Here is a 12254-nt window from a genome sequence, read left to right as displayed (position 1 = left end):
CGCCGGGGGGATTCCTGCACGAACCGGTCGCGTCGGCAGCACGAAACGCGCGCGCCGCCGGCCGCGGTGGGGATGCGGAGCGTTCAGCCCTCCCGGCGCAGCACGGCCGGGGTGGTGCCGAGCTGGGTGCGCAGCACGCGGGTGAGGTGCTCCTGGTGGGAGAACCCGCAGGTCGCCGCGATGTCGGCGATCGGGTCGCTGGAGGTGCGCAGCAGCAGCCCGGCCTGCTCCACGCGCAGTTTCAGCAGGTAGCGGTGCGGCGGCAGGCCGGTGCGGGCCTTGAAGCGGCGGGCGAACCGGCTCACGCTCAGGCCCGTGACGGCCGCGAGGTCGGGCAGCCCCAGCGGCTCGGCGAGCCGCTCGGTCATCAGCTCGCGCACCTGCTCGAACTGCCGGTCGGACAGCGCGGCGGGCGCCGGGGCCGGACCCACGGTGTCGCGCCCGGCGCGGTGGCGGCGGGCGAGGTGCGTGGCCACCAGGGCGCACAGCTGGTCGGCGTAGGTGCGGGCGCTCGGCTCCCAGTCGCGCACGACGCCGTCGAGCGAGAGCAGCAGCTGTTCGAGCAGCGGGTCGACGGTGCCGAGCTCTTCCGCGAGCCGGATCGGCGCGTCGCCGCCCGAGGCCTCCTGCACGGCGGAATCGGCGACGTAGACGTGCAGCGTGTCGAGCTCGCCGCCCAGCTCCACGGACAGGTCCGCGTGCGAGGGCTGCAGGAACAGGCCGCCGGCCGGCACGCGCCGGCTCTGCTGGGCGGCGCCGAGCCCGCGGCGGACCGTGACGGGCCCGGCGAGGTGCAGGATGAGCTGGTGGGTCGGCGCGGCGGCGAACAGGCCGCGGTGGGGCCGTTCGTGCTGCTTCGACAGGTAGATCTGCTCCCAGCCGAGGCCCGCGCTCGTGCGTTCGGGCCGGATCCAGGGCAGCGCGAGGATGCCGTTGGTGTCGGCGGTCGACAGCTCACCCACCCGGATCCTCCTCGCCACGCCGTCGGGAACACCACGAGTGTAGGCGTGCGGGCCCGGCCGCCGGCGCCCGTGAAGGCCCGCCGGGCAGGTCGGCGGGCCTCCACGGGCAACCAGGTGTGCTCGGTGACTCAGCGCCGGGATCTCGGTGCCGGTCGTCAGTACCCGGGGTTCAGCGCAGGTGGTTCAGGGCCGGTGGTTCACAGCGGGTTGAACTGCCCGAGCGGCGCCGTGCAGAACGGCCCGCCCACGAACTCCGCGGCCGCCCCGGTGGGCGCGGGCTTGCCGGCGAGCTGCTCGGCGTATACCTCGGCGTTGTCGAGGGACTTGTACCCCAGCGCCTCGGCCTCGGCGAGCGAGTACACGCGCCGGGTGTTGTCCGAGACGCCCCACACCAGCCGGTAGCCGGGGGAGGGCGCGCTGAGGCAGGCCTCGAACAGGCGCGCGCCGTCGTCGGGGGAGAGCCACGTGGTGAGCCCCCGCGGGCCCAGCGGCAGCGGCGTCTCGAAGCACGAGCCGATGCGGATCACGATCACGTCCAGGTCGAACCGCGACGCGTACAGGCTGCCGAGCGACTCGATGGCCGCCTTGCTCACGCCGTAGTAGGTGTCCGGGCGCGGGCTCGAGTCCGCGGGCAGGCCGGCTTCACCGGCGTCGGCGTTGCGGCGGAACCCCACGGCGTGGTTGCTCGAAGCCAGGATCACCCGCTTGACGCCGGCTTCGCGGGCCGCGTCGAGCACCGTGTGGGTGCCGTTGATGTTCACGTCGAGCGTGGCTTCCCACGTGTTCTCGCGGCTGTGGCCGCCGAGGTGGATCAGGGCGTCGGCACCGGTGCAGGCCGCCACCATCGCCTCGCGGTCGGTGACCGAGCCGGTCACGATCTCGACGGCCTCGTCCGCCTCGGCGGGGGCCTGCTCGGCCAGGTCGAGCAGCCGCAGCACGCGGCCGGGCTTGCGCAGCCGCGAGCGCATGAGGGTGCCGACGATGCCTGCCGATCCGGTGATCAGCACGCGCTGGTCTGCCATGGGGTTCCTCTCGAAACAACGAAACGGGGAAGTGGCGGCGGTCAGCGGATGCCGGCGCGGCGCAGCTGCTGCCCGAGCTCGGCGGTCGTCTCGGCCAGGAGCTCGCCGACGCGCTGCACGTCGGCGTCGGTCACCTGGTCGACCGGCATCGAGCAGCTCATCGCGTCGGTGCCGGGGATGCGGTAGGGGATCACGGCGGCGACGCAGCGGACGCCGAGCGTGCCTTCCTCGATCTCGGAGGCGTAACCGACTTCGCGCGTGCGGGCGAGGTCGGCGAGCAGCTCCTCGCGCGAGGTGATGGTGTGCGGGGTGAGCGGCGGCAGCTTCGCCGGCATCAGGTCCTCGATCTCGTCGTGCGTCAGCTCGGCGAGCAGCGCCTTGCCCAGCGCCGTGGCGTGGGTGGGCAGCGTGCGGCCGACGCGCGAGACGAGGTGCGTCGAGTGCTGCGACTCGCGGGTCTCCAGGTACACGACCTCGGTGCCGTTGCGGCGCGCGAAGTGCGCGGTGAACCCGGTCTTCTCGCGGATGCGTTCGAGCGCCTCGGTGGCGAACGGCACGATCGCGTCGCGGTCGAGGTAGGCGGTGCCGCAGATCAGCGCGCGCACGCCGAGGCGGTAGCGCGCCGTGTTGGCGTCGGCCTCGAGCCAGCCGGCTTCGAGCAGCGTGCGCAGCAGGCCGTGGAGGCTGGAGCGCGGGAAACCGGTGCGCGCGTGGAGGTCCGACAGCGAGAGCCACACATCGTTGGCCGCGAAGGTCTCGATGAGGTCGATGGCGCGCCGCGCGGACTTCACGCCCGCGCTCTCCGCGCCGGGCGTGGTGACTCGCTCCGCGGTGGCCGGCTTCTGCGCCATCTGCGTCCTCCAACCGGGCCGTTGACTTGTGACTCCGGCCATATTAGCGTCCCGAACAGCATTCTTATGGATGAACATTGTCAGCATAACAGACTCCATTCAAGAATGTGAACACCGGGCTGGTGTGAACGGCCGAGGCAGCGTCGATTCCCCGCCGGTGGGATCGTCGAACCCGTGACCGGGCACGCCACCCGGACGCCCCGACGAGGACGGAAAGAGCAGAAACTGATGGGACAGCCCAAGATCGAGCTGGACGGCCTGCTGGCGTTCCCGCTGACGCCGTTCACCGAGGACCTCGAGGTGAACCTCGACGGCTTCGCGGAGAACGTGGAAAGCCACGTGGCCGCCGGCGCGGGGGCGTTGTTCGTCGCGTGCGGCACGGGCGAGTTCTCCTCGCTCTCGCCCGACGAGGTCGCGGCGCTGCTGGCGCGGGCGCGGGAGGTCGTGGCCGGGCGCGTGCCGGTGTGGATCGGGGCCGGGGGCGGCGCGGCCGCCGCGCGCGCGGGCATCGCCGCGGCACAGGCCGGCGGCGCCGACGGCGTGCTGCTGCTGCCGCCCTACCTGGTCACGGGCCCGCAGCCGGGCCTGGTCGACTTCGTGCGCTTCGCCGTGGACGACACGTCGGTGCCGGTGATCGTGTACCACCGCGGCACCGGGGTGTTCACGGCCGGATCGGCCGCGCAGCTGCTCGACATCCCGTCGGTGGTCGGGCTCAAGGACGGCTACGGCGACGTCGAGACGATGACGCGCATCGTCACCACGATCCGGTCGCTCGGCACGCAGCGGTCCGCGGATTTCCTGTTCTTCAACGGGTTGCCGACCGCCGAGATGTCGGCCAAGGCGTACGCGGCGATCGGCGTCGCGCGGTATTCCTCGGCCGTGCACTGCTTCGCGCCGGAGATCGCGCACCGCTTCCACCGGGCGCTCGCCGAGGGCGACACCGAAGTGATGGACACGCTGCTGGCCGGGTTCTACCTGCCGCTGGTGGCGCTGCGCGACGAGACGCCGGGCTTCGCCGTGTCGTTGGTGAAGGCCGCCGCACGCCTGCGCGGCGACAAGGTCGGCACTGTGCGCCCCCCGTTGATCGAGCCCACGGCGGCGCAGATCGACCGGCTCGGCGGCATCGTCGAGCGCGGGTTCGAGGTGCTGAAGGGGATCGAGGCGCGCTCGTGAAGATCCGGGACGTGGTGCTGACCCCGGTCGCGTTCGCGGACCCGCCGCTGCTGAACGTGATGGGGGTGCACGAGCCGTTCGCGCTGCGCAGCGTGGTTCAGGTCGTCTGCGAGGACCGTGTGGTCGGCCTGGGCGAGTCCTACGGCGACGCGGCGTTCCTGGGCGAGGTGCGCAAGGTCGTGCCGGAGCTGGCCGGGCACGACGTGTTCGACCTGCCGGGGCTCAAGCGCATCGTCACGCGGGTGCTGGCCGGCACGGTGCTGACCGACGAGCACGGCCTGATCGGCGGCTTCTCCATCCGCAAGACGATCGCGTCGGTGTACTCGCTGTTCGAGGTGGCGTGCCTCGACGCGCAGGGGCACTGCCTGAATCGTCCGGTGGTCGACCTGCTGGGCGGCAAGGCCCGCGACGCCGTGGACTTCTCGGCGTACCTGTTCTACAAGTACGGCGCCCACGTCGGGGCCGAAGAGGACAGCTGGGGCGAGGTCGTGACGCCCGACGCACTGGTCGGCGCGGCGAAGCGGATGATCGACGAGCACGGCTTCCGCTCGATCAAGCTCAAGGGCGGCGTGTTCGAGCCCGACGAGGAGATCGAGGGGATCCGCGCGCTGGCCAAGGCGTTTCCCGGGCACCCGTTGCGGATCGACCCGAACGCCGCGTGGACGGTCGACACGAGCATCCGCGTCGCCGGCGAGCTGGACGGGATCCTCGAGTACCTGGAGGATCCGACGCCGGGGATCGACGGCATGGCGAAGGTGGCGGCGGAGGCGTCGATGCCGTTGGCCACCAACATGTGTGTGGTCAACTTCGGCGACATCGAGCCGGCGTTCCGTGCCCGCGCGATCGGGGTTCTGTTGTCGGACCACCACTTCTGGGGTGGCATGCGCGACACGCAGGCGCTTTCGGTGCTGTGCGAGAGCTTCGGGGTCGGTCTGTCGATGCACTCCAACAGCCACCTCGGCATCTCGCTCGCCGCGATGGTGCACGTCGCCGCCGCGACACCGCACCTCACCTACGCGTGCGACACGCACTGGCCGTGGAAGACCGCGGACGTGATCGTGCCCGGCGCGCTGGACTTCGTCGACGGCGCCGTCGCGGTGCCGGACAAGCCGGGGCTGGGCATCGAGCTCGACCAGGACGCCCTCGCCCACGCCCACGAGGACTATGTCCGATGTGGACTGACGAAACGGGACGACGTGACCTACATGCGCCACTACGTACCGGACTTCACCCCCAACACGGCCCGGTGGTGACGCCGTGAAGGTGACCGGATACGCCTATTCCTGGGACGTCCTCGGCGATCCCGGGTTCGTCGGCCGCGTGCGGGACCTCGGCGTGGACGAGGTCGCGGTGGCGCTGACCTACCACAGCACGCGCGCCGCCACCCCGCACCTGGCCGAGCGCACCTCGGTGATCGCGCGCACCGCGGCGAGCTACCGGCCCGTGCGCGAGGAAGCCTGGCAGGGCCGCGAACTGCGGCCCGCCACGCCGGACTGGGTCGCGCGGCCCGACAGCGGCGGCGACGCCGTGCGCCTGCTCAACGCGGCCGGGATTCCCGCCGCCGCCTGGGTCGTGCTCACGCACAACTCCCAGCTGGGTACGGAGTTCCCGCAGTACACCGTGCACAACTGCTTCGGCGAGTCCTACCCCTGGGCACTGTGCCCGGCCCAGCCCGCCGTGCGCGAGTACGCGGCGACGCTGACCGCCGAGGCCGTCGCGGGGCTGGAGCTCTCGTCGGTGCTCCTCGAGGCCTGCGGTCCGCTCGGCGCGGTGCACCAGCACCAGCACGAGAAGACCGACGGCGTGTGGGCCCCGGCGGTCGCGCGGCTGCTGTCGATCTGCTGCTGCGACGCGTGCGCGGAGGGTTGGCCCGGCCTCGACCCGGCCGAGGTGCGCGAGACGCTGCGCACCGAGGTCCGCCGTCTGCTGGAGACGGGCGACCTCACCATGACCGAGGACCGGCTGCCGGCCGCGCTCAAGGACGCGGTGCTCACCGGACGGCAGCGCGCGACCGACGCGTTGCGCGCCGCGGTGCTCGCCGAGCTGGCACCGGGCACGCGGATCGTGCTGCACGGCGCGCTGGACCCGTGGGTCACCGGTGCGCTGCCGGGCCTCACGCCCACCGCGGCCGATGACGCCGCCGTGGTCGTGCTGCAGAACTGGGCTCCGGGCCAGGGCAGCGTCGACGCCGTGGCCGCGGCCCGCGAGGCGCTGCCCGAAGACGTGGCGGTGGGCAGCTACATCACCGCCGTCGCCGCCAGCGCCGTGGCCGACATCGAGGCGTATGTGACCTTGCTCGGCAAGGCCGGAGCCGCCGAGCTGCACCTCTACCATCTGGGTTTGGCGGGCCCCGGCCGGTGGCCGGACCTGCACGCCGCCACGGCGGCGGCGCACGCCGTGCCGTGAGGCCCGGACCCGCCGGCCCTGAACCCGATCCACCCGAGGAGACACGTCCCACCATGAGCCGAGAAACCTCCGCACCGGAGCTCGAGCGCACCCTCGCCGCCGCGGCCGCGGCCGCCCGCCCGTTCGCGGCGAGCACGCCGGCCGAGCGCGCCGGCTGGCTGGAAGCCGCCGCCGACGCGCTCGACGCCGAAGCCGAGGAGCTCGTCGCCCTCGCCCACACCGAGACCCACCTGCCGGCCGCGCCGCGGCTGAAGGGCGAACTCGCCCGCACCACGTTCCAGCTGCGCCTGTTCGGCCAGGTCCTGCGCGACGGCGCGTTCCTCGGCGCGACCGTGGACCACGCCGACGCCGAGTGGCCGATGGGCCCGCGCCCCGACATCCGCCGCGTGCTCGTGCCGATCGGCCCGACGCTGGTCTTCGCGGCCAGCAACTTCCCGTTCGCGTTCAGCGTCGCGGGCGGCGACACCGCCTCCGCGCTGGCCGCGGGCTGCCCGGTGATCCTCAAGGCGCACCCGGGCCACGAGGAGCTCTCCACCCGCACCGGCGAGATCGTGGTGGCCGCGCTGGCCGCCGCGGGGGCGCCGGCCGGGGCGTTCGCGGTGATCCACGGGTTCGAGCAGGGCGTGACCGCGCTCAAGGACCCGCGCGTGCAGGCCGCGTCGTTCACGGGCTCGGTGCCCGGCGGGCGCGCGCTGTTCGACATCGCCGTGTCGCGGCCGACGCCGATCCCGTTCTACGGCGAGCTCGGCAGCGTGAACCCGGTGGTCGTCACGCCGGGCGCGGTCGCGCGGCGCGGCGAGGCCGTGGCGAAGGCGTACGCCGGGTCGTTCAGCCTCGGGGCCGGCCAGTTCTGCACGAAGCCGGGCCTGCTGTTCCTGCCCGAGGGCCACGGGCTCGACCGGGTGCTGACCGAGGCGGTCACCGGGGTCGCGAAGCAGCCGATGCTCAACGAGCGCATCGCGCAGGGTTTCGCGCACAAGCTCTCCGAGCTGCGCCAGGCGCCCGGCGTGACCACCGTGGTCGACGGCACGCACCAGGGCGAGTCGTTCAGCCCGAGCCTGCTCTCCACCACGGCCAAGGAGTTCCTGGCCGGTGGTGAGGCGGTGCGTGAGGAGCACTTCGGCCCCGCGTCGCTCATCGTCACCTACAGCGACGCCGACGAGCTGGTGAGCGTGCTGGACACGCTCGAGCCGGGTCTCACCGCGACCGTGCAGGGTGAGGACGACGAAGCCGACTACGTGCGCCCGCTGCTGCCTTCGCTGACCCGCCTCGCCGGGCGGCTGCTGTGGAACGACTGGCCCACCGGTGTCACGGTGAGCTGGGCGCAGCAGCACGGCGGCCCGTACCCGGCCACCACCGCCCCGACCACGACTTCCGTCGGCACGGCGGCCATCGAGCGATTCCTGCGCCCGGTGGCGTGGCAGGGCTTCCCCGACGCGCTGCTGCCCGAGCCGCTGCAGGAGGACAACCCGTGGCAGCTGCCGCGGCGCACGGACGGAGCTCGCTGAGCTTTTCTCTCTTTGATTCCCCACAACTGAATTCCCCTTGATAGGTCCCCGAAAATCCCGCAAGCCAAGGACGTCTTGATCCTGGGAGGGTTTGTCATGCCCGTAAACCGGAGAACTGCCCTGCGTGGCGGCGCCGTCGCGGCCGCCTCGGTGGCCCTGACCGCCGCCGCGCACCCGGCCTTCGCGGCGGGTTCGGCGTCCACTGTGGACACCGGAGCCGCCGGAGCCGCCGCGGCCGACCCGTTGAAGGCGATCGTGGCGGGCTACCGCGAGCTGCAGACCGGGATCAACCGGCCTTCGCCCGAGCGCACGGCCGCGCTGAAGAACCTCGGCCGCGTCGCGAAGGCGTACAACGACACGATGACCGTGACCGGCGGTCCACTGTGGACCGACCTGCCGCTGGGGCCGGGGAGCGACTACACCACGTCGATGTACGCGCGGCTGCGGGCCATCGCCGTGGACTGGGGCACGCCGGGCGGCACGCTCTCCGGTGACCCGCAGGTGCTCGACCGCGTCAAGAAGGCGCTCGAGCTGATCTACGCCAGCCAGTACAACGCGGAGGTCGGCGAGATCGGCAACTGGTACACCTACGAAATCGGCGTGCCGTACTACGTGCTGCACACGCTCGTCACGGTTGCCGACGAGCTGACGCCCGAAGAGCTCGCGCGCTACGTGAGCCCGATCAAGCGCTTCGTGGGCAACCCGAACCTGCGGGCCAACAGCCCGAGCACCGTCGAGACCGGCGCCAACCGCGCCGACAAGGCCCTGATCTCCATCGTCTCCGGCGCGCTCATCGGGGACACGGCGTGGATCAGGACCGGCATCGACGCGCTCACCGACGTCGCCGGCGGCGGCGCCGCGAGCCTGGTGGCCAAGCTGGACAAGGCCGGCAGCGACGGCTTCCACGTGGACGGCTCGTTCATCCAGCACGAAACCATCCCGTACCCCGGGCACTACGGCATCGTGCTGCTGACCGCGCTGTCGGGGGCGATCCACGTGACCGAGGGCACCGAGTACGCGCTGCCCGAGGACCTCAAGCAGAAGATCTACGCACTCGTGCCCGACACGTTCGCGCCGTTCGTGTACGCGGGCGCGCTGATGGAGCCGGTGCGCGGGCGGATGCTCTCGCGCCAGGGCGAGACCGGCCACGACATCGGCCACCAGCTCACCGTCGCCACGCTCGTGCTGGCCCGCGCCGCCACCGGCGCGGCCAAGACCGAGCTGTCGGGTCTGGCGGCGAAGTGGATCTCCGAAGGCACCTACGCGCCGTTCCTGCAGATCCCCGACCCCGAACGGTTCGCGCCCGGTCCGGACCTCGTGGCGACGCCGGGCATCGAGTTCGCGCAGGACATGCTCGCGACCCACGTGCGGCCCACGCCGGTCACGGCCACGCACCGGGTCTTCGGCCAGCAGGACCGGATGCTGCACGTGACCGAGGGCTGGTCGAGCTCGCTCGCCGTGGGGTCCACGCGGATCTCGCGCTACGAGTCGATCAACGGCATGAACCAGCACGGCTGGTACGTCGGCGACGGTGTGCTGTACCTGTTCCTGCCGAACGCCAAGGGCCACTACTCCGACGCGTACTGGCCGACCGTCGACCCGCTGCTGCTGCCGGGCGCCACCACGAAAACCGGACCGACCGGGGCGCTGCAGTCCACGCCGATGTCGACGAAGGCCCACGTCGGCGGCGTGCGCTGGGACGCGCGCCACGGCGCGTACGCGATGGACTTCGTGTCGCTCGACGGCACGCTGACCGCGAAGAAGTCGTGGTTCTTCACCCCGGCCGGCGTCGTCTGCCTCGGCGCGGGCATCACCGACACGTCGGGGCAGCAGGTGCGGACCACGATCGAGAACCGCAACCTGGGCGAGAACGGCCGCGGCACGCTGCTGGCCGACGCGCGGCTCGTGGCGTCGGCTCCAGGCCGCGCGACGGCGCTGCGCAACCCGCACTGGCTGCACCTCGACAACGTCGCCGGCTACGTGCTGCTGGACAAAGCCGAGGTGACCGCGCTGCGCGAAGACCGCACGGGCGCGTGGCGCGACATCGACACGGGCGCGAACACCAAGGGCACCACCGATCCGTACACGCGGCGTTACCAGAAGCTGGTGATCGAGCACGGAGTGAAGCCGGCGGACGCGAAGTACGCATACGCGGTGCTGCCCGCGGCCTCGGTGGTGAGCACGGTGGCTTCGGTGCTCGCGTGGCGCGTGCGGGCGAACACAGCCGCCGTTCAGGCGATTCGGCTGTGGGACAACACACTCCTCGCAAACTTCTACAGGGCGGATACTGTAGATGAGGTGACTGTCTCAGGTCCGGCTTCCGTGGCTCTGGGACGCAGCGGCTCGGGCTGGCAGCTCGCGGTCTCGGATCCCACTCAGCTGCAGGACAGCGTGCGGGTGACGGTGCGGCGCCAGACCGTGGAGGTGCCGCTGAAGGGCACCTTCGGCGCGACGCAGGTGATCAAGCTGCCGCGCTGACCCTCGTTTTCCCTGCCGGGCCGGTGTCCCCGCCCGGCCTGGCAGGGCCCCACTTCCGCGACTCGGCGTGCCGGCATTCCGACGGTACGATCACGGGCACACGGTCGAGCCGGGGAGAGTGATCACGATCGCCACGCACGTCGACGTTCTCGTGGTGGGTGCGGGGTTGTCCGGGATCGGGGCGGCGTGCCGGCTCCGGCAGCTGACGCCCGGCAAGACGTTCGCGGTCCTGGAGGCGCGCGACACGATCGGCGGTACCTGGGACCTCTTCCGCTACCCGGGCGTGCGGTCGGACTCGGACATGTTCACGCTCGGCTATCCGTTCCGGCCGTGGAAGGACCCGAAGGCGATCGCCGACGGGTCCTCGATCCTCGACTACATCCGCTCGACGGCCGAAGTCTTCGACATCGAGCGCCACATCCGCTTCGGGCACCGGGTGGTGTCGGCTTCGTGGTCTTCGACGGATGCGCGCTGGACGGTGGAGGCCTCGTTCGAGGGGGAGGTGGTCACGTTCACCTGCTCGTTCCTGTACCTGTGCAGCGGGTACTACAACTACGAGAGCGGCCACGTCGTCGACTTCCCGGGCCGCGAGGACTTCGCCGGCACGATCGTGCACCCGCAGCACTGGCCGGCTTCGCTCGACTACGCGGGCAAGAACGTGGTGGTGATCGGCAGCGGCGCCACCGCTGTCACGCTGGTGCCGGCCATGGCGCCCGACGCCGCGTCGGTGACGATGCTGCAGCGCTCGCCGAGCTACGTCGTCGCCCGCCCGGGTGCCGACGCGCTGGCCGACCGCCTGCGGGCGGTGCTGCCGGAGCACCTGGCGCACCGGCTGGTGCGCGGCAAGAACGTGGTGATGGGCACGCTGTTCTTCCAGCTCATGCGCCGCCTGCCCGAGCGGGCCGCCGCGGTGCTGCGCGAGGGCGTGGCGAAGCAGCTGCCGGCGTCGATCCCGGTCGACCCGCATTTCGTGCCGGACTACAACCCGTGGGACCAGCGCCTGTGCCTGGTCCCCGACGCCGACCTGTTCCGGGCGCTGCGCAGCGGCAAGGCCGATGTGGTGACCGACCGCATCGCGAGCTTCACGCCCGACGGCATCCGGCTCGAGTCGGGCCGCGAGCTGCCGGCCGACGTGATCGTCACGGCCACCGGCCTGCGCATGGTCGCGTTCGGGCAGATCTCGCTCACGGTCGACGGCCGGGTGATCAACCCGGGGGAGCAGCTCGTGTACAAGGGCATGATGTTCGGCGGCATCCCGAACCTGGCCTGGTGCGTGGGCTACACCAACAACTCGTGGACCCTGCGCGCCGACCTCGCGTCGCGCTACGTCTGCCGCCTGCTGGCGCACCTGGACCGGCACGGCTACGTGGCCTGCACCCCCGACCCGGGCCGGGCTCCGACCACCGGCTTGCGTCCGGTGGTCGACCTGATGTCCGGCTACATCAAGCGCGCCACGGCGACGTTGCCGAAACAAGGCGACCGGCGGCCGTGGGTGATGCGCCAGAACTACCTGCTGGACCTCGCGGACATGCGGTTCAACCGGCTCGAGGACGGGGTGATGGCGTTCGTGCGGGCGAACGAGCGGATTCCGGTGCCGGCCTGAGTGTTCCGGGCGCGTTGTGGCCTATTTCGGGCCCATGAGGTGGGCGTACAAAAAGGCGCCACCCACCTGTGCGGTGGACGGCGCCTTCCGGTTTGGCGGGCTCAGCCCTGGCGAGCCTTGTTCCGCGGGTTGTCACGGTTGATCACGAGGACCTTGCCGTGCCTGCGGATGACCTGGGCCCCCTGCTGGCGAGCCAGCGACCTGACCGACGCGCGAACCTTCATGGCTACCCGTCCTCTCTCCGAAGTCTC

General features: G+C 71.9%; 10 protein-coding genes. 6 read left to right on the top strand and 4 right to left on the bottom strand.

Going from position 1 to position 12254, the window contains the following annotated elements; translation table 11 throughout:
- Nucleotides 1-83: 83 nt before the first annotated feature.
- From VSH64_RS17310 to VSH64_RS17300, 3 genes are all read right to left on the bottom strand, one after another.
- On the bottom strand, nt 84-962 hold the full coding sequence (locus VSH64_RS17310) for an AraC family transcriptional regulator (protein ID WP_326836644.1): 879 nt from the start codon (nt 960-962) through the stop codon (nt 84-86).
- A gap of 197 nt (nt 963-1159) precedes the next feature.
- Complete coding sequence (locus tag VSH64_RS17305) at nt 1160-1984, bottom strand: NAD-dependent epimerase/dehydratase family protein (RefSeq protein ID WP_326836642.1); 825 nt, start codon at nt 1982-1984, stop codon at nt 1160-1162.
- A 41-nt stretch (nt 1985-2025) separates the two neighbouring features.
- Nucleotides 2026-2835, bottom strand: coding sequence for an IclR family transcriptional regulator (locus VSH64_RS17300; protein WP_326836641.1), 810 nt, complete (start codon nt 2833-2835; stop codon nt 2026-2028).
- 228 nt (nt 2836-3063) lie between these two features.
- Between VSH64_RS17300 and VSH64_RS17295 the strand changes: the two genes are divergently transcribed.
- The 6 genes from VSH64_RS17295 (at nt 3064) to VSH64_RS17270 (ending at nt 12003) form a co-directional block, all read left to right on the top strand.
- Nucleotides 3064-4008: a 5-dehydro-4-deoxyglucarate dehydratase gene (locus VSH64_RS17295; RefSeq protein ID WP_326836639.1), complete on the top strand. Its 945-nt coding sequence runs from the start codon at nt 3064-3066 to the stop codon at nt 4006-4008.
- A complete protein-coding gene (locus VSH64_RS17290; protein WP_326836638.1) occupies nt 4005-5261 on the top strand; it encodes a glucarate dehydratase family protein in 1257 nt (418 codons plus the stop codon). The genes VSH64_RS17295 and VSH64_RS17290 overlap by 4 nt, the downstream gene beginning before the upstream one ends.
- A gap of 4 nt (nt 5262-5265) precedes the next feature.
- Nucleotides 5266-6414: a hypothetical protein gene (locus VSH64_RS17285; RefSeq protein WP_326836637.1), complete on the top strand. Its 1149-nt coding sequence runs from the start codon at nt 5266-5268 to the stop codon at nt 6412-6414.
- Nucleotides 6415-6467: 53 nt separating this feature from the next.
- Nucleotides 6468-7922 (top strand): aldehyde dehydrogenase (NADP(+)), encoded by a 1455-nt coding sequence (locus VSH64_RS17280; RefSeq protein WP_326836636.1) that lies wholly within the window; start codon nt 6468-6470, stop codon nt 7920-7922.
- 96 nt (nt 7923-8018) lie between these two features.
- Nucleotides 8019-10400: a polysaccharide lyase 8 family protein gene (locus tag VSH64_RS17275; RefSeq protein WP_326836635.1), complete on the top strand. Its 2382-nt coding sequence runs from the start codon at nt 8019-8021 to the stop codon at nt 10398-10400.
- 127 nt (nt 10401-10527) lie between these two features.
- Nucleotides 10528-12003: a flavin-containing monooxygenase gene (locus VSH64_RS17270; RefSeq protein WP_326837967.1), complete on the top strand. Its 1476-nt coding sequence runs from the start codon at nt 10528-10530 to the stop codon at nt 12001-12003.
- 101 nt (nt 12004-12104) lie between these two features.
- On the opposite strand, the gene rpmJ is transcribed toward VSH64_RS17270, so the two are convergent.
- A complete protein-coding gene (gene rpmJ, locus VSH64_RS17265) occupies nt 12105-12227 on the bottom strand; it encodes a 50S ribosomal protein L36 (protein ID WP_326836634.1) in 123 nt (40 codons plus the stop codon).
- Nucleotides 12228-12254 lie beyond the last annotated feature (27 nt).

The sequence above is a fragment of the Amycolatopsis rhabdoformis genome (assembly GCF_035918295.1).
Taxonomy (GTDB): domain Bacteria; phylum Actinomycetota; class Actinomycetes; order Mycobacteriales; family Pseudonocardiaceae; genus Amycolatopsis; species Amycolatopsis rhabdoformis.
This window is presented reverse-complemented; position numbering and strand designations above follow the sequence as displayed.